Source organism: Candidatus Tisiphia endosymbiont of Thecophora atra (assembly GCF_964026395.1).
GTDB lineage: Bacteria > Pseudomonadota > Alphaproteobacteria > Rickettsiales > Rickettsiaceae > Tisiphia.
In genome coordinates, this window is record NZ_OZ032145.1 from 235,908 (window position 1) to 256,082 (window position 20,175).

Genomic DNA, 20,175 nt, shown 5'->3' on the forward strand with positions numbered 1-20,175 from the left:
CACAATTTTTGGTTTTCTATTCTAGAGTATATAAGTATACTTTTGATGAGTTTTTTATCATTCTATTCAATTTCTAGGTTCATAACAACCTATTTTGACTATCCACGTTAGTAATACCTCCTCACGAAAGCAGGAACGTCCATATATGGCATCCTAGGCTATTAAACCGATGTCTTACATCAAACTAAGGTTATATACCTACTTAAACTTGTACATTTGGTTAATTTATGAAGTCATATACTTTTAAAGAGCATTTTTTTGAGCTAAAGGCTAGGTTTTTACGAGTATTTGCTGCATTCATTATTGGTTTTATTATTTGTTATTATTTTAGTAGCGATATATATAACATTTTATTAGAGCCACTTGCAGAATTAGATCATGCTAATATAAGGAAAGTGATCTATACTGGTCTTACTGAAGCATTCTTTACTTATATAAAACTTGCAGCTTTTGTTTCTTTTGTCATGATTATGCCAATTATCGCTGTAGAATGTTTTTTATTTATAAGACCTGGGTTATACTCAGGTGAGAAGAAATATGCTGCTTTTATTCTTTTTATGTCGCCTGTTTTGTTTTGGTGTGGGAGCATCTTTGTATTTTATTTTGTTATGCCGCGTGCATGGCAATTTTTTCTAAGCTTTGAAGATAATAATGCTATTATTCCACTAATTCTAGAAGCTAGAATTAGTGAATATTTAAACTTAGTAATTCAGTTAATTATTGCGTTTGGTATAGCTTTCCAATTACCAATTATTATGTTAATATTAAATTTATTAAAAATATTAACAGCAAAAGACTTAGTGGACAAAAGAAGATCGTCTATAGTAATTATTTTTATTATTGCTGGTATTTTAACTCCACCGGATGTGCTTAGCCAATTTGCCCTTGCAATACCAATGCTTTTATTATATGAAACTTCAATTATTATGTGTAAATTTGTAGAAAATCGAGGAAGTTAAATGTTAGATATAAAGTGGATTAGGGAGAATAAGCAGGAATTTGATGATCTACTTATCAAAAGGGGAATTTCCCCAATGTCCGATAAAATTACTAAACTAGATGAAAGCAAGCGCCAGCTAACTAATCTTATTCAGCAATTTCAGCATGCAAGAAGGAAAAAATCTAGGGATCTAGGCAACATGCCTAACAAATTTAGTAAAGAATTTGAAGAAATAAAGCGTGATGTGGATCACATAAATGAGAAACTGGAAGAACTGAATTTAAAATTAAATAGTAATCACCAGTTAAACGATATGTTGGAGGTATTGCCAAACCTTCCTGATCCTGATGTACCATATGGCACTGATGGCAGTATGAATAAACTGCTTAAAACAGTAGGAGACATTACAACAAAACCATCTCCTCCATTACCTAAGCAGCATTTTGAACTTGGTGAAAGTTTAGGTATGATGGATTTTGTCCGTACTGCTAAAATGTCTGGTAGTAGGTTTGTGACTCTAAAGGGAGATTTAGCAAAGCTAGAACGTGCATTGATTAATTTTATGATTGATACACATACTCAAGAATTTGATTTTACTGAACTATCTCCTCCATCTTTGGTGCGACCAGCTGCTATGTATAATAGTGGTCAATTGCCAAAATTTGCAGAAGAGTCGTTTGAAACGGTGAATAATTACAGGTTAATTCCAACAGGCGAAGTACCTCTTGTTAATATGGTAGCCGATACCATAATAGCTAGGGAAGAATTGCCTATACGTTATGTTGCTTACACACCCTGTTACAGATCAGAATCTGGAAGTAGTGGTAGAGATACTAGAGGTATGATACGTATGCACCAGTTTGGTAAAGTTGAGTTGGTTACAATAACTACTGCAGAAGAATCTCAGCGTGAACATGAATATATAACTAATGCAGCTGAAACCATTCTAAAAAAACTTGATCTACCATATAGAGTTATGTTGCTTTGTACTGGAGATATGGGATTTACTGCCAAGAAAACCTATGATTTGGAAGTATGGTTGCCTGGTCAAAATCTATACCGTGAGATTTCAAGTTGTTCTAATTGTGGAGATTTTCAGGCTAGAAGGATGAAAGCTAGATATAAAGAATTTGGTAGCAACGAAACCACTTTTGTCCATACTTTGAATGGTTCTGGTTTACCAATTGGTAGGACAATAATCGCAATTCTAGAAAATTATCAAAATGCAGATGGTTCAATAACAGTTCCAGATATTTTGGTGAGTTACATGGGTGGGTTGGAGCGAATTCATACCACTAAAGAGTATAAATAACATGTATTTGATGATAGGTATTATTGGTGTTCAAAATAGCTAACAACTCAAGAAAAGTTGATAAGGATTTATATAATAATTCTGCAGAGGATTTCATTCCAATTGCTTGTCATTATAATGAGAATACTTTGTTAACTAAGAATGGTGAACTACTCCAAACTATCCAAATAAATGGTATCAATGCAGAAAATATTAGCACTAAGTTATTCAATTTACGAGAAGTAGTGCGTAATGCGATTAAGAAAAATGTTCGTAATAAAAATTTTGCATTTTGGATACATACTGTACGACGTAAGACAAACTTAGATGACCCAACTCCTTACAATAAATTGTTACCAGCTAATATTCACAATTTATGGCAAAAAAAGAATTACTGGGATGATAAATTTGTTAACACCTTATATATCTCAATAATTTATGATTCTGCTGAAATTAAAGTTAAAAATCTCAACTCTTTAATGACATCTTTGTTTTTTGATAAAGTTGTCAGTCTCCAAAATAAGTACTTAAGTAGTGTTTTTGAAATACTAAATAGCACTGTTGATACAATACTTTTGGATTTACAAGATTTCGGTGCAGTAAAGTTAGGAATAAGATTTGAAGGGGAAGAATCTTACTCTGATCTGATGTTTTTATATCGTAGAATAATCCATCTCAACGAAGAATATTGCCTAGTACCGATTGCAAATCTATCTAATGCTTTAGCTTCTAATCAATATGCAGTTGGTAACGATAAGATTGAAGTAATAAGTAGGCATGATAAAAAGTTTGCATCCATTATTTCAATAAAGGAATATCAAGAAGTATCATCAGCTGCACTTGATGGATTCCTACAATTACCTGTAGAATTAATAGCAACAGAAATATTTTACTTCGTTGATAAAAAAGAAGTATCTAAAACATTTGAACAACAGGCATATATTTTACAAGTTAGTAAGGATACTAAACTTGCTGAAATTACAGGAATAGATAAGATAATGAACCTTGATGCTTCAATCCCGAACCAATTTTGTAAACAACAAATTTCTATTGCTATTATAGGGTCAGACTTGGAAAAATTGGATCAATCAATTGCCCAAGCATCTAAGGAACTTGCTAAAATTGGCATTGTCCATGTGCGAGAAGATATAAACTTAGAGCAGACATTTTGGGCACAACTCCCAGGGAACTTTTCCTATGTTAGGAGGCTCGCTCCCACAATTATAGAAAATACCGCCGCTTTGGCCTCATTACATAATTTCCCGACCGGAAGCCAAAATAACATATGGGGTAAAGCGGTGACTTTGCTTAGAACAGAAAAAGGAACTCCTTACTTTATGAATTTTCATGCTAAAAGTAATAATAGAGGGAATACTTGTATTTTTGGCACAGCTAATACTGGTAAGACTGTACTAACAAATTTTTTAATTTCTGAAGCCACTAAATACAAGCCAACAATATTATATCTTTCCAATAATAATAATTCAAAGATTTTTGTTGAATCAATTGAAGGGCAGTGGTTTGAAAAGGAGAAGAACCTAATAAGTCCATTTCTACTAGATGATACTCTAGAGTCAAGGCATTTCGTTACCGAATTTCTTAAGATAATTTGTAATCATTCTTTTTACCCTCTAACCAAAGCAGAATTAGCTTTTCTAGAAAACTTCGCTGATAAAATTTGGACTTTAGATAATAAAGATCGTAATTTTTCCTCCATTTTAAAAACAATGGACTTTTCTATAGAAGGTGGAGATTTAATTAAACTAAGGTTGACTGATTATACAAAAGGAGGATTATATGATGGTATATTTGATAGTGATAAATTCCCTTTATCTGAAGGTGGCATAATCGGATTTAATTTGTACCCTTTCTCTGAGAAGTCTTTTACAGAACGTTTTTATCCAACAGATAGAAAACTTCTAGAAGATTTTTCAATGAATTTGACTAAGCATAATAGTTTATGTGTAGGATTAATATATGCTTTTAATTATCACTTAACTATTATAGGGAAGAGTCCAAAAATATTAGTAATAGATAATCTAGATTCCTTGTGTAGACCGGAAAATTTTGATAACATATCACAAATGATTTCTGATAGATTGCTGAGTAATAATGGAATAATGGTTAGTAATTTTAATTTTAGTTATCTACAGTCGATAAAAACAAAGGTGCTACAGAATTGGTTGGATTTAACAGACACTAAAATAATTTTACCATCAGAAATAAAATTACAGTATTTAGAACAAATTTTAGGATTAAATGAATCAGAAATAAATAAATTATCGAAATTTACAATTGCTTCTAGAATGTTCTTAATAAATCAAAATAATCAATCTATTGCTTTGGAGTTAAGTATAGGAAGTTTAATTGGCATTATCAAGATTCTATCCTGTAGAACCGAGGAATTGAAAATATATCAAGAAATATTACAACAATATCTAGGACACCCTGATAATTGGATTAATCCTTTGTATATAGCATTAAATCATATTTAGTTGTAAGAGGAGTTTGGTGCTAAAAAAATATTATCTAGCATTTTTTTTGTTGATTTACTCTAGCAAGAGTTATGCATCATTTTGGGATGGAGTTGCACAATGTCTCAGTAACCCTTGCAATTGTGGTTATGACACGATAGATGAAATATGGAACGGAATTAGAGTAAGAAAAGGAATAGAGCCAAATCCTATGTGCCCACCATGGAATAAGCGGGATGGACGCGATACAGATAATTGCTTGATTCAATTTAACCCTCCTGAGAATTTTATTGGATTTTATCTTCATCACTGTGCAGAACATACCACAGAAAGTTCCTATTTTGCACCAAAGATTCGTATAAGAACTCAAAGTTGTAATGCATTTGCATGCTGGAATCAATCCACTACTTTGAATTGGGATGGTGAATGTGTAATATGGCCTGGGGCTTATGCCCTACCCTTACTCAGAATTTGTGCTAGGGTTGCTGTTCCTGCAGTTGCACCAACAGCCTTGAATAGTAAAGGAACGCCAGCAGACCCTGGTTATACACCTGGAAAACATTTGAATGATGTTGGCTTTACAGAAGATGATAAACCGATTATTGGAGATGATGGAAAACCGTTTAATAGACCAAAGCTATGCGCATATAGTGATCCTGGCTTGGTAAATCTTGTTTCAGCTACCGGAGTTCACTTAGATCCGATGGACTGGAATCCAATAAGACAACCTCTTCATAAAACAGATGAGTTACACCCTTTTGCAAAAATTCTAAAGTTTTTAATAGACATTAAGTCTAGTATGAGTATATCAGTACTATTAGGTAAGTTATTAGACATGATTGCTTCTGACAATACACCAGGTCTTGATGTTATAAAAGAAATAGTTAAATGGATAGGATATATTTTTGAACAACAATGGATGTATGAGGTGGCAAAAAAAATAGTAGAAGCACTTGGTGCACTAAATCGTTCTGTTGATGACTACCAATTTGGTTGCGTTGAATTACCATTTGGTCCTTTTCCACCACCATATTGCCCTAAATTAGAACAATTCATTATTACTCCCACTACAAAGCTTGTATGCAGTAAAAAGAAAAATGGTTTATTTGTTCAATCTTCAGATGCACCATGCGTAGTATCTAAATTAAGAAATAATCTTATTCATAATGTCGTACGTGTTAGTTTAGACAATCTTGTGCCTCTTTGTAAAAATGAAGATCCTCAAAAAACCGATAAATGTGTAAGAATAAACAATCTTGATCCATTTTCTTCAGCTAAAGGAATTCATATTGCTACCGCTCAACGCGATGCAATAAAAAAATGCTCAGCTGGTGATACAAAACTTTGCGTTAACACGAAAATTGACTTTAAATGTAGTATTACTGAGAATGGTTGCGAAGATGGATTTAGGATAGTCTACGCACAAAAAGTAGGTGATATCTCTACACCAAGTAGTTACTATGTTGATGATTTACCTGATTGTAATAGCGAAGGAGCAAATGGTAAGATTACTTGTCAAGAAATATGGGGCATAAATATTGGCGAGTTTATTGATGTTAATCTTGCATTTCCTAGTATACAAGGTCAAGATGGTACAAGTTTACTACCGCTCAAGAAAACCTTTAAGCTCAGAGATAATGTTGATGACAGGTCTTTTGTTGCTTCAATTACTAGAAATACTACCTTAAACCCTCATCTTAGTCGTGATCCAAAATCTATTTGTGTAGCAGAAGGAGATAGCTTGGTTGGTTGTGAAGATAGGGTAACAGATGGTTACCAAATCCTAACCTACCAGTGTGAAGGATTTCCTAGAATTACTTGCCATAATAATAGCTATTATAACCCTCAATTTATTGCGTCAATACGAGTGTCAGACGATAAAGGGAATATTGTTGATTCAACTAGTACTGTTATTACACCGTTATCTGCTAGTAATCCAATACCAATAGCCAATAAGACAGAAGAAATAATAAATTTAGCAGGATTTAATTTTACTTCCTTCATGGCATATATTTCTAATACCCCCCCAACTATATATACTGCTATGCCATTTTCTGGCAAAAAATCTATGAATCCTTTAACTATATATGGTAACTATAAAGACGACAAGACCCCTTATGATGCTAAAGGAATTCCTACTACAGGTGTGGTATATTTAAAGGGTCTTGAATATATAAATGGTAAATATATTCAAGGTGCAACGCATGGCTGTTTACAATTAAAAGATATAGACAAATGTGTTCCGGGAGTAAATAATACTAACTGTGTACTAGCAAAACTACTTGAATCAGATACAGTTGATTGCTCAAAATTTAAGACAAAAAGTATGCAATACCTAGGCCTGCAAATCTGTCAGGATACTCATACTGGTTGTAACTCTGCGGAGACTATAGATGATCTTAAGACAAAGGGTATTACGATTTATAAATGTGCTAACTCTGCGTATTGTTATAAAAATAATCGTAAGCCAGATGTTGAAGTATGTAAAGTTTCTTTAGATACCAATAATAGAATTGATCCCTCCCCGTCACTAGGTCCTACAATAAACACTGATGGAAAGTATTACACTGCTACTTTTAATAAGGATGGTGTTCTTATTGATAAGAATGGTGCTTTTGTCGATAAAGATGGGATCCCTGTAGATAAGGATGATGTTATTGTCAATGAAAATGGTATTTTTGTCAATAAGAAGAATGGTACTCTTGTTTATCAGGATGGTACTTCTATTGAAAAGACTGCTGCAATCCGAGATAAAACCCCACAAGAATTAGGTTTTTGTACTTCAGTTCCTGCCCCTAAATGTCAAGCAATTACTACCCCGACTAATGACAGTGGTAACGCAACATGGGCTAGCACAGAAATAGGTGATTTGGCACTAGGTACTTGTAAACCTGGTTGGGTACTAATTGATCCGAATAAACCACTACAACGTTATTGTCTATCAAATATCGATACTAAAACAGTGACCTTTGAAGCCTTACCAAATGCTGTTGGATGTAAAGAGAATACTGGTCTTAATTTCAAATATACAAGCGACTTCAAAGGCGATTTTCCTGTTAAAAATAGTTATGATGATGCCACTAAGGTTGGAACCTTTATACTTGGTGCTCCATACGATTCTGCAGGTCATTCTCCAGCTCATCTAATAGATACATTACATTGTGCAAATTATGAGTTTGATATACCGAATACTAATAAGCTAGACTATTTTACAGTAGGTGGTACTGGTTCGTATTATGATGATTACATAGTGATCAAAGTTAATAATCAACTTGTTCATGCTGGTCCTACTACTTCTGAGTTTAATTCTATGCAATGTAGGGATTTTAATGGTGATAACTGTGTTGTTTACATTTATAAAACTTACCAAGGAAAATTTGTGAAAGCACGCGACATATATAGATCTACTAACCTACCACAGCTTGATTTGATGCCACGTTTACGAAATGGTAAGAATAATCTTAATATTTGTGTTGGGGTTGTTGGGGGAGGAGTTTTGAATTTGACTATTAAATATCAACTGAAATAACCTGAGTTTGATAAAGACATCAGGCTATCACCATTACTATTAGTCAATTTAGGAGGATTGGTTTAGTTGCAACGCCTGACTTCCGCAGATTTTTTGATATTAGTTGTTATAAGTGGCATTAGTAAGGAGGTGAAGTGGTACTCTCGTTCTGTTGTGCCTAGTAGATATTTTATTATTGACTTTAACTGCGATGTTGTTTATTATTTAATTAATTGAATATAGCCCCATATTTTATAGCCCTAATATGTACATACGTCGTAAAAAAACTCCTAATAGTCCAAGGCAATCTATTCAAATAGTGGAAGGTTATCGTGATAGTAAAGGTAACGTCAAACAGCGTATAGTACGTCATTTAGGAGTCTTCATAGATGAAGTAGAAGAAGCTAAATTAGTTGCCCTAGCACAAGATTTGATTGCCAAGATTAAAGCTGAGAGAGAAGCTGCAATTGGGCAGAGGAATTTGTTTACTGATGATACTAACGAGGTTAAAAGAGGTCGTCCAACTAACAAGTTGTTAAAAGATATTCTACCTGTTAACGAAGTAAAACTAAATGAGGTTGTAGAAGTCAAGCGAGTTGTTGAAGGAGTGCATCAAATAGGGGGGCATGTTTATGATCAAATGCATTTTAACCAGTTACTAGCAAGGAAACGTGACGCTGGGATGCTGAAGGATTTAGTGTTAGCCCGTATGGTAAGACCAAATAGTAAAAAAGGGATAGTTGAGTATTTAAGCGATCAATTTGACAGGCATCATGATCTAGATGCTACTTATCGGATGATGGACAAATTACATGAGCAAATACCTAAAATTAAAGAATTATGCTTTAAAAACACCCTAACCCTGATTCCTAATAAAGAGATTAGCCTAGTATTTTTTGATGTCACTACACTATACTTTGAATCAGTAGAAATAGATGAGCTAAGAGCCTTTGGCTATAGTAAAGATCATCGCTTTAATACTACCCAACTAGTTCTTGCCCTAGCAACTAATGAGGATGGATTACCACTTGGCTATGAGCTGTTTAGTGGTAATACCGCAGAAGTTAGCACCTTAATTAAATCAATTAACAGCTGGCAAGCGTATCTTAAAGTTAAAGATGTTTGTTTTATTGCTGATCGTGCAATGTTTAGTAAAGCTAACTTGCAAGCTCTCGATGAAGGTGGTTATCGTTATATTGTGGCAGCAAAGCTTAAAACACTCAAGAAAGAAAAGAAAGAAGAAATATTATCAGAGGAAAACTATAAGCCTACTGTTATAGGCAATGATCTTACTTGGATTGCCGATCTAGAGCATGATGGTAAACGTCTAATTACCAGTTATAAATCTAAAAGGGCTATTAATGATGCACAGGAGCGACAAAAAATTTTAGATAAAATTAATAAGACTATTGGTGAGTCTGGTAGTACTAAAAAACTTATATCTAATAGTGGAGTAAAAAAATATACTTCTAGTGAAAATGGCAAGAGCTATATTGACGCAGAGAAGATAGAGCAGGATGCGTTGTGGGATGGCATACATGGGGTAATCACCAATGACCAAACTATAACTCCACATGAAGCAATAGCAAAATATGCTAGATTATGGGTAATTGAAGAGCAATTTAGAATCAATAAACATAATTTACAAATGCGTCCAATTTTTCACTGGACTAAACAAAGGATAGAAGCACACATAGCTGTGTGTTATATGAGTTTTGCAGTGCTTAAAACTATAGAATACAAGGTTGCTCTGACCCAAAAGATCAGTGTAACTAACATCGTTGAATTATTAATATCAGTACAGGCTTCAATCTTAAGACATACAAAGACTGGTGATCTTTATAGACTACCAAGTGCAATAAAAAACGAAGCTAGAAAAATCTATAAAACCTTTAACATCAAGCGTTCAGACCATGCTGAAATATATTTAAAATAACAAAATAATGTTGTGCCTAAATTTTAAAAATCCTAGCACTATGAGCCTTCTAAGCTTATGCCTTATTAAAAAATGCGGAAGTCGGGAAGAAAGAACATACCGAAAATGAAAATAGATTAAATTCATTAATAGATTTACGACTCAATGGAGAACTTAGTACAGAAGAATTTCAAAGAAAAAAACAACAATTAAAAGATCGTCAATATGAAATTAATCGTTTACTGAAAACTTATGATGAAGCAGACGATAAATTTACTGATACCGCTACAACGCTAATAACTCTAGCATCCGAAGCATATGAAACTTTTAAGGGTTCTGAAATGCCCCAAAAACGCAAAATGATAAATTTCGTATTTCAGAACCTTAAACTGAGGGGCAAAAAACTTGAGACCTCTATACGTTTTCCGTTCGATATTTTTGAAAAAACGACGACTTGTACCGAATGGCGGGGCGTAGTGGACAATTTCAGAACCATAACAGACAGTAAATTACTTATTATTCAAACGCTTACAACCTATTACTAAAGCATTGTCACCTGATATTGTAAATCCATATTTTTACCACAAAAAGCTATGGAAAGTTTAATGATTTTTTTGATATGAGAATGTTCTTTTACCTTAGTATCATATTGTTTATCTATAATCTGTTTTAAGCCCATTTGAGCTACCGAGGCTAAATCTTCAGAAGGTTTAGCGATTTTATACTCGATAATCATGGCTTTGTCACCTTTGCCAACTTTGGGGATCATGCTTACATCAGGGCGTCCATCACCTGATTCTTGTTCACTTGATATTATATAGCTCGGTGCTAACATGTTAATAATCCCTAGCATAAAGCCACTATAAAATAATTCGACCTTTTTCTCTCCCACTTGATGAAAACTAGTACTATTCAGCAGCAACTCCTGCATTCTTTGTTTAAACTCCTCTATTTTACCAGCTGGCAGTAAGCTCATTAGCGGATAATATAATGAGCTATCCATTTGTAATTGTTTGCCAAGCCATTGCAGTAATCGAGTTTCATAAATAAATTTTACTTCTTCATTTGGCGCACTTAATTCAAAAATATTTCTTGTTGGTTCAACAACGGTAGGATTCAAATAACCACTAAATAGTAATAAGCTAAACAAACCTGAACGTGAACTAATATCACTAAAACTTATTTGTTTCATAATAGGAGCAATAATAGCTTTACCAGCAGCCAATACTTGAATATCCTGCTGCATCTCATCTGACAATAAAACATTATCAATCCAACCAGTACCGCCACTGTCAACCCAATAATAATCTAGTTTCCCTTTACTTGCTAAGCATTGCATGATAGACCATGGGTTATAGATAATCTCTCCACCAAAATTATAGCCATTATACCATCTCTTAATTTCTTCTGGGTTAGTATCAAGCGGTACTTTGCTTAACAACTCTTCTACTTCTCCTGCAGTAAATCCGTAGACTTTGGCAAATGGTTCGTCTAACAAACTATACTCACGAACATTATTCAGACCAGAAAATAACTCAGCTTTAGCAATCCGCAAAATTCCTGTAATAACTCCTCGTTCGACTGGTAATTCTTGATCGCCAGTTTCCCTTTTAAAGGTAGATTTCATGATTCCACGAAAAATTTCTAACACTTTCTGAAATTCTGCCTCATGAGTACCAAACCATCTGTAAGCACTATTAATGGGTGTATCATATTCATCAATCAATACCCAAGGTTTTCTATTATAATGTTTGTAAATCAAATGGCTTAAAATAGCCAAACTATTTTTGATATTGTCTAGAGTTACCTCGCCAAATAAATATTGGTTGAAATCTGCTCGTTCATCTGATGCAAGCTTATCACTATTAGCTAAATATCTATGTGACTGAAATAATTTCCGTAACTGGCTTTTTACTCCTTGTTCGATATCGTGATAGTTTGAGCCTTCTACGCTTTTAAAAGTGATGAATATTACGGGGAATTGACCTTGATATTCCAAAATAATATGTGGATACTCAGCTACTTTGAGCTTTTGAAGTAATTTTTTTCTACCAGTTGCAAGTCCTAAATCTATTTTTCCACCTGTAAATAATTTGCTATTGTTCTGATTCTCTAATGATAAGGGATTGCCATGCTCATCTATTTCTATTTCAAAGAATCTCCTAATCATATCCATATTCAAGCTCTTACCCCAACGTCTTGGTCGGGTGATTAGAATTACTTCTCCACTGTCTTCTAGTAATTCTTTGATCATTAAGCTTTTATCAACAAATACATCACTATTTAACAATAATGTTTTAAAATCATCAGTACCTACCCTCATTCTAGGTAGATTACTATTATCCTTAACAGAATCAGTATCTTTAAATTGTATATTAGTATCCAAAAGTTTAACTATCATACTAGTTGATTATATTTGAAAATTACCATAAAGCCTTATATCTAACAAATTGTAGCACAAATAAGCTAGCATCACTAGTAATTTAAGCAAATACATAATTACATCTCGTGACAACATCGCCTAATTTATCCATATTTTAAAAAAATATTGGATAAGGATTAAGATATTTTTCTAAAGTAGGATGCTTGGTTCATCCCATTTTTACAGGTACGTCAAATAAACGACCCGGTGAAAAACTTCTGCCAAAATGCCGCAAGCCCGGTACTATAATTTTGACTACAGCTATCCCTGTATCCTTTCTAGTTTGGTTAATATAATAAGCTTCTAGCCCGGCTTTTTTCACAATATTTATGCAATTTTCTAAAGTATTGCTGTCCTTTACTGTACTGAAATCATAATTAATGTTATCCTTAGGTAATAAATATGGTTCTGATACTGTCTTAAGAGTCAAGGATTAAAGATCAGGGTAATTTAAAGTCACAATCTGAGGTTGCAGAATAAAGTATAAACAGATTGTTTGTAATGACTATAATATTCCCTAGTTTCAGTAATTTTAGCAGAAATAGTAGCTATTATTGATATAACAAAACTCCGTAATAATGATAAAACTATAGGTGCATTATCTTTCCGAATTGTTGATTTATCTTCCATAAATACCCTGTCTTTTACCCAATTTAAATTATTCTCACAACTCCAGTGTTTTCTATTTAAATCCAATAACATTTCAGCAGAAGCACTGCTACTTAAGCTTGTAATCATGTAAGCCGTTTCTTCGGTATAATTTTCCTTGTTTTTTTGCTCACGCCTTCTAGTAATTCTACATAATTGCTTTATATGCCTGTGACCATTTAGATATTCCCAAGGCATATCTATCACTTCTATTTTTCGTTGTTCAATACGACCATGATTATATTCAACATCTTTCTCAAAAGTTCGTACATTTTCCTGCTTGCTATCGCTAAAAGCTTGCTCTGTTGTTCGCAATAAATTTGCTTCATTGCCCTTTAAACATATAGCAAAATCAGCACCTTGTTGAATTATTTCTTCGCATATATCTGAGTGGTCAAAGGCTGCGTCGGCAGTGATATTTGCCCTTTGTATGTCAAATTTTGTAGTATTTCTAACATTGCTTTATTTTCGTCTTTATTCAATATTTCTTCAAAACTAATTACATACTTAGTTTTATTATTAAAACCAGTTAAAACTTGTATTGCTCTATTCTCTAAATCCTTACTACCTCTCAGAGTCTTACCATCTATATGCACTTCCTGAAACTCCTTAGTTTCCTTCATTCCGCTAATTACTTTTACAATCGCATCATGTAAATCCTTTGGATTTATCTTACGTAACATTATAGTTAATGTACTATAACATGGCGTAATAGCATTATAAAAACCTAAATTCTGTAACAGTTTTTTACTTAAAAATTTCTTAAATCTTGCTATAGACGCTATGCTATTACAATTACACAACAAACCTGCAACAATTAACCGCAATATCGCTGCTAAATTATACCTTTTCCCACGCATGTTTCTTGGATCTTTGACTTCTGATAAAAAGTTTGTTACAGTCATAAATGCTCCGTTATTTGTAGTTGAAAATCTTTTGACGAAGCATTTTACATTAAACTCATGTTACAGGGCTTATTTCTTTTCTTGCCTAAATTTGCTAAAAAATAATTTTGATTATTTTTATCAAAATACTTGCAAAAATCATCAATTGAGCAGAATATTTTCTCTAGGGAAGCGAACATAGTTACCTCTTTAATTGTCAGTTAAAATTAGTAACTTTAATTCACTTCCCACTACACTGCAACCCTTATATCTTTATATAATCCTTCTACTCTTATATCGAACTTAGGTTATTTTAAATAAAATGGTAGCTTTCAAATATCGAAATTATTGACTGATAACAATAACATACTTATCCTAAAACGAAGTTTTAGGATAAAGTGAAGACCAATCTCTGAACTTTATAAAAAACGTAAGGGATTTGATAAATTTTTTCAAATTCACAGCAGAAGCAATTTAGTAAATTGAATCTTGCTAAATTTCCTGTACCTAATTTTTGAAAATTACCAAAGTAACAAAAATACATTGCCCTAGATACTAGCCTTTCAATCTTTGGTCTTATTTTTATAGTCGTCTTGTATTCCTGTTCATCAAGGTATCTATTTAGTACGTGGCAAACCCTTACAGGATCAGGGTTTCAAGAAGAATAATTTTACCACATAATAAAAATTCTTAACGTTAGGATATGGGATTGCAGACAAGTGTTTAATTTAGCTCTTTGACAGCGAAATCTGCGTATATCAAGAGGTTAAAGGCATGCCGTTCACCTGAACAGATACTCATCAAGACGTACCCCCCATTTTTAGCTGGACTCCATTTATTGAACCTAAAATTATTTATGCCTTCATGCAAGCAACCTGTGTAAATGATCATCCTACATTCTGTTCTAAACACCAAACCGTAGGCTAGAGCTTGCAGACTTAATAAATTCTACAAATAGTGGATGAGGGGCAAATATTCTAGATTTTAACTCTGGATGGAACTGCACTCCTATAAAATATGGATGTTTTAACAATTCAACAATTTCAACCATATCATTATCAGATGCATAACCACTAAATATCATATCAGTATTTTGAAATTGTTTTTTAAACATCATATTAAAAGTATATCTATGTCTATACCTCTCTGTAATATTTGTTTTTTTATAAATTTTATAAGCAAGTGTATCATTTATAATAGAACACGGATAACTTCCTAATCTCATTGTTCCACCTACTTGTTGACTGTTTTCTCTATTTTCTATTAAACTACCTCTAATCCATTCTTTCATATTACATATTATATTAGTCCCTTTAATATTAAACTCAGAAGAAGTAGCATCTTTTATATTTAATACATGTCTTGCATATTCAATTAATGCTAATTGCATGCCTAAACAAATCCCTACAAAAGGTATTTTATTCTCCCTAACATACTTAATTGCTAGGATCTTACCTTCCGTATCACGTACTCCAAAACCACCAAGAACTAAAACTCCTGCACTGTCCGCAAGTTTTTCCGTAATATTTTCTTCTGTTATTTCACCTGCATCAACCCACTTAATTATTACCTTATACCTATTAGCAACTCCCGCATGCATTAATGATTCAGTTACCGACTTATAAGCATCTTTAGTTTTCATATATTTTCCGACAATCGCAATGGTAATGTGTGTTTTTAAATTCGAAATTTGTCTAACAATATTATTCCATTTTTTTGTATTAGCTAAAATTGTAGGGGCTACTCCAAAATGCTTTAATATCTGTACACATAAATTATCACCTCTATATGCAGTAAGAGCTTTATAAATATTTTTTTGGTCTAATGCCTGAATTACTCTTTCTTGACTTATATTACAATGAAGAGCTACTTTTTGTTTTATGTCAATAGGAAGAGGTTTTTCTGACCTTAAAAGTAGTATATCTGGTTGAATACCTGCTCCTCTTAATTCTTTGACAGAATGTTGAGTTGGTTTGGTTTTAAGTTCTTTTGCTACTCTTAAATATGGTACTAAAGTTATGTGAATAAAAGCTGTATTCTCTTTACCTAGGTCATAACGAATCTGACGGATAGCTTCTAAGAAAGGTTGGGCTTCAATATCTCCTACTGTACCCCCAATTTCACAAATAATAAAATCTTCCTTATTAAGATTAGAAGTAATAAATTCCTTTATTAGGTTAGTAACATTAGGTATGACCTGTACTGTTTTGCCAAGGTAGGCACCTTGGCGTTCCCCTAATAATAAATCAGAGTATATTTTACCAGCTGTAACATGATCACGTTTTGTAGTATTAACAGCAGTAAAACGCTCATAATGACCTAGGTCTAAATCAGTTTCTGCTCCATCTTCAGTTACAAAAACCTCTCCATGTTCATTAGGTTGCATAGTACCGGAATCAATATTAAAGTAGGGATCAAGTTTTCTTAAACGCACCCTATATCCATATTCCTGTAACAAGACACCAATAATCCCACTAGCAACACCTTTACCTAATGAAGAAACTACTCCTCCTGTTATAAAAATAAATTTTACTAAGTTATGCATTAAATAATTACTGACCTAAGCTAAAGTTATACATAATATTGGAACTTGACCATTGAAAAGACAAGTACGATTATTGGTTCTTCAAGTTATAATTTACGCTACTATAGGAATAGTATATTGTTGCATTATTAAAATTATAATAATTTTAAATAAGAAAAAGAGGAAATAGTTGCTCTTAGTATCTTTAATATATAAAATCATTGTAATAACTAATATCGGATTTAGTCTCTACTTGCTTTATTACCCAATAGATAAGGGTCGTATGAGATGAATGGCTTATGTATAGTTTGAAGCTAGAGGAATTTCTCCTCTAGCTTGCTTGACTATACATATTATGATGCCTTATAAAGTATCTACCATACTACCACTTGCCCCATCATCTCCCATAGTAGTAACTGCTTTTGATGGTTCATGGCAGACAATTAATAGAGCTTGATCTACTATTTCTGATATCTTAGATTTGTAAGATTCATCTGTTAATTCTTGATATTTAGTACGTAATAATTTATTAAGGTCACTATGTATAGCATTTCCATCTTCTCTTACGCATCTATATTTTTGTGCTTCTATTATAGCGTTTGCTAAAACTCTACACTCATTTAGCTTTAATTTCTGATTATTACTAAACTTTTCATGATCAATAGCATTAATAAGCGTAGATAACCTATCAAATTTATTTTCAGCAATATACTTTATAATTAATGACTTTTCTGCTTCATAAAATGCGATTTTTGACTGAGCGTTTGTGTTGGGATTATCATTAATTAGATTTTCTTCTACCCATTGAGTAATAGGCTCAGGGTTATTAAGAATGCTATGAATAAAAAATCTCGAATGATTTTCCTCTAAAACCATTTGTAAGTTACTTTTAGGCATACAATGTTCTCCTGTAATTTGTTGATATGAAATATATTATACCTTTTAATTTAATAACTATTGATGCAATTACGTTGCAAGCTTAGGTTAATTCATAATTATCTATCATAGGTTCAGATGCACCAGTTATATTAATAGACTCATTATATTTTACATACTCACTATTAATTTGTTCTTTCCACTGGTTATCCAAAGTTATTGTTTTCCCATGACAATCTTTAGTGTTTTTATAATCATTTTGTACTAATTTTAGAAATGCATTGAATATTTCTTTCATCCCTTCTTGACTATCATTTATTGTACATCCTGTTTTTAACCCTTTAAAAGGTATTAGTGAAATTATTATATGAGTAGTAACTTTTTTTTGTAGTATGTCTTTTATAGTGTTATTATCCATGTTTGAACGAAATATTGCATTATCATTGTAACCTTTTCTAGAATTATATTGTAATTCTCTATACAGTTTTCCTTCTTGTATTGAATATTTTGCTGTTGTTGTTCCACTGGCGGAAGGATATACTGCAATAGTATTATGAGCTTCACCTTTTTGTCTAGGTGCCAATACTTTTGTTTCTAATGGTTTAAAATCAAACACTGAGTATAGATGCTTTGCAACGTGAAATTGAAAAATATTATGTAAATTATTATCAAAATCAATTTTTGTATTATATTGGGAATTAGTAGGGTTTACACCTCCTATTTTAACATTAAAATTATATTTAGTATTATATTGATCTTGATATTTATGCATTTCTTCTGTTATGTGGTGAATATTTAGTTTCCCAGATATTAAGGAATTTATAATATCTAATGCTTTCGCTGCTCTTTTAACTATTGATCCCTCATTGTTTACAATTCTAATACGCTCATCATATTGTAGGACGGGATATTTAGTAATTTCAGTGTGAGACTTTATAGTATATTCCTGCTGTTCTAATTTTAATGTTGCTGCTTTTTTTGCATCATCTTTATTTTTATATACACGTATCTCTTCCAATAAAGAATTACCTTCGTCAGGGAAAGCAGCATACTTATCCTGATTAAATAAAGTTAATATTATTCTTGCAATTCCTTCACAAGTCATTGTTATAGTATTAAGGTCATTTGCATCCAGTATTACTTCAGTGAGGTATCTTATACCATAAGTGATATATTTGCTAAATTTAGAACTAAAATCTGTCTTAGCTTTATCTTTTTCGTTTTGAGAAAAATCATTACAATTTATAAATTGTGTTATAAGGGCATCGTCATATATTAAGTAATATTCTCTACTAGTAGTAGATAGTTTAAATATTTCTTGTTCTTCAATTTGCAATGTGGAGTTAGCAACTAGTTTAGAATGTTGCTCAGTAGTTAAACATATTCCGTCTTTAGTGCTGATTATAGGCTTAATAGCTTCTAGTATATTTTCCATATAAGCCATGTAGTCACTTTGCTCTTTCTTTGCTACAACCATTTCCTTAATAGCTTTTTCTATGAAAGCATATGGAGTCACATGTCGCATTTGTTTTGTTGAACTTCCTAGTAGTTTAGGACGTCCTACTATTAAGATTTGATTATCGTTTATATCTTCATTAATTATGATATCTACTAACGCATCTTGACTCATATCTATTTTAAAGAGATGTTCTAAAAACTTATAAATATAAGATTTATGTTTTTTTGTAACAAGTAAAGGATTCATAGGTGTGGAGTGAAATACTTCAGCACTGCTACTACTAGGTAAGTTGGTTGATGAACTAGAAGATTGAGTGGAGATAATGCTTTGCTGACTTATAATACTACTAGATTCTTTTTTGCTTTTTCTATCCATAATTTTGTGTTTGTGTTAAATATAATTCCATATAAAGGCTCACGACGGGCATGTTAACATGTTTTATTTTGGAAAGCAACAAATTTTATAATTTTGTCGATAACAAGCTGATGAAAAATTAACCTACTTAAATCTTAGAAACCATAATATTGGTAGTAGTGGTGGTATCAAGCTACTTAGCAAAGCTTTAGAAAATAATAAAACTCTAACCCACATAAATCTTCGTAATAGTAATATTGACTATGAGGGAGTCAATATAGTGGCGAAGTTTTTGCAAAACAACAACACAGTAACTAGAGTAGATCTAAGCAACAATAAAATTGGTGATATAGGTATGCATAGGCTTGCCGAAGCCCTAGAAAACAATAATACTGTAAGTCACATAGATCTGTGCCACAACGAGATTACTAGTAGGGGGGCTATTCGATTTGCCAAAGTTCTAAAAATAAATAAAAATTTATGTCAAATACAGCTGGCAGCAAATAATATTGCCAAAAATGGGGGATTTAGGCTTGCGGAAAGTTTGGAAAACAATAATAATATAACGGCAATAAACCTTAGTGAAAATCATATTGGAAATTGGGGAGCTGGGGAACTTGCTAGGGTTCTAAGACATAATAACTCTGTAAAATACCTAGATCTTAGAGATATTGATATTGGGGATTGTGGAATAAAGTCGTTAAGTAGTATGTTACGGTATAACGATGCTATAACCCATATTAACCTTGCTGGAAACTATATTTGGTCAGAAGGATCTGAGATACTTAGTAAAGATTTAGAGTATAGTAAAATACATTGAATTAGGTAACAAAAAACATAGAAATAGCTTCGAATAATTTACTAGTTTCTGTTATCTTAT

12 protein-coding genes and 1 pseudogene are annotated in these 20,175 nt (G+C 32.5%); 6 read left to right on the top strand and 7 right to left on the bottom strand.

The genetic code is table 11. From position 1 onward, the window contains the following. Window positions 1-227 precede the first annotated feature (227 nt). The 5 genes and pseudogenes from tatC (at window position 228) to AAGD45_RS01140 (ending at window position 10,149) form a co-directional block, all read left to right on the top strand. Window positions 228-982 (top strand): annotated as a pseudogene (gene tatC / locus AAGD45_RS01120) (twin-arginine translocase subunit TatC). Beyond that, window positions 960-2,252: a serine--tRNA ligase gene (gene serS, locus AAGD45_RS01125; protein WP_341761635.1), complete on the top strand. Its 1,293-nt coding sequence runs from the start codon at window positions 960-962 to the stop codon at window positions 2,250-2,252. The pseudogene tatC and the gene serS overlap by 23 nt, the downstream one beginning before the upstream one ends. A 35-nt stretch (window positions 2,253-2,287) precedes the next feature. After that, window positions 2,288-4,726 carry a VirB4 family type IV secretion/conjugal transfer ATPase gene (locus tag AAGD45_RS01130; RefSeq protein ID WP_341762174.1) on the top strand — a complete coding sequence of 813 codons (2,439 nt, stop codon included), beginning with the start codon at window positions 2,288-2,290 and terminating at the stop codon, window positions 4,724-4,726. A gap of 16 nt (window positions 4,727-4,742) precedes the next feature. After that, entirely contained in the window at window positions 4,743-8,234 is a 3,492-nt protein-coding gene (locus AAGD45_RS01135) for a hypothetical protein (protein ID WP_341761636.1), read from the top strand. A 244-nt stretch (window positions 8,235-8,478) separates the two neighbouring features. Next, on the top strand, window positions 8,479-10,149 hold the full coding sequence (locus tag AAGD45_RS01140; RefSeq protein WP_341760830.1) for an IS1634 family transposase: 1,671 nt from the start codon (window positions 8,479-8,481) through the stop codon (window positions 10,147-10,149). 520 nt (window positions 10,150-10,669) lie between these two features. Here the strand turns inward: AAGD45_RS01140 and AAGD45_RS01145 are convergent. The 7 genes from AAGD45_RS01145 to AAGD45_RS01175 form a co-directional block, all read right to left on the bottom strand. Further along, window positions 10,670-12,529, bottom strand: a complete 1,860-nt coding sequence (locus tag AAGD45_RS01145) for an AAA family ATPase (RefSeq protein WP_341761637.1) — start codon at window positions 12,527-12,529, stop codon at window positions 10,670-10,672. Between the two features lie 190 nt (window positions 12,530-12,719). Continuing rightward, window positions 12,720-12,872: a YcaO-like family protein gene (locus AAGD45_RS01150; protein ID WP_341761638.1), complete on the bottom strand. Its 153-nt coding sequence runs from the start codon at window positions 12,870-12,872 to the stop codon at window positions 12,720-12,722. 134 nt (window positions 12,873-13,006) lie between these two features. Continuing rightward, a complete protein-coding gene (locus tag AAGD45_RS01155; protein WP_341762175.1) occupies window positions 13,007-13,630 on the bottom strand; it encodes an ISAs1 family transposase in 624 nt (207 codons plus the stop codon). Continuing rightward, window positions 13,567-14,103: a transposase family protein gene (locus AAGD45_RS01160; RefSeq protein ID WP_341757353.1), complete on the bottom strand. Its 537-nt coding sequence runs from the start codon at window positions 14,101-14,103 to the stop codon at window positions 13,567-13,569. The genes AAGD45_RS01155 and AAGD45_RS01160 overlap by 64 nt, the downstream gene beginning before the upstream one ends. A gap of 883 nt (window positions 14,104-14,986) precedes the next feature. Then, the gene (locus AAGD45_RS01165) at window positions 14,987-16,627 is read right to left on the bottom strand and encodes a CTP synthase (protein ID WP_341757352.1); all 1,641 of its coding nucleotides are present in this window, start codon (window positions 16,625-16,627) and stop codon (window positions 14,987-14,989) included. A gap of 342 nt (window positions 16,628-16,969) precedes the next feature. Next, window positions 16,970-17,503 (bottom strand): hypothetical protein, encoded by a 534-nt coding sequence (locus tag AAGD45_RS01170; RefSeq protein ID WP_341757351.1) that lies wholly within the window; start codon window positions 17,501-17,503, stop codon window positions 16,970-16,972. 82 nt (window positions 17,504-17,585) lie between these two features. Further along, complete coding sequence (locus AAGD45_RS01175) at window positions 17,586-19,316, bottom strand: hypothetical protein (protein ID WP_341761639.1); 1,731 nt, start codon at window positions 19,314-19,316, stop codon at window positions 17,586-17,588. A 259-nt stretch (window positions 19,317-19,575) separates the two neighbouring features. Here AAGD45_RS01175 and AAGD45_RS01180 point away from each other — a divergent pair, with 259 nt between their 5' ends. Beyond that, the gene (locus AAGD45_RS01180; RefSeq protein ID WP_341761640.1) at window positions 19,576-20,115 is read left to right on the top strand and encodes a hypothetical protein; all 540 of its coding nucleotides are present in this window, start codon (window positions 19,576-19,578) and stop codon (window positions 20,113-20,115) included. Window positions 20,116-20,175 lie beyond the last annotated feature (60 nt).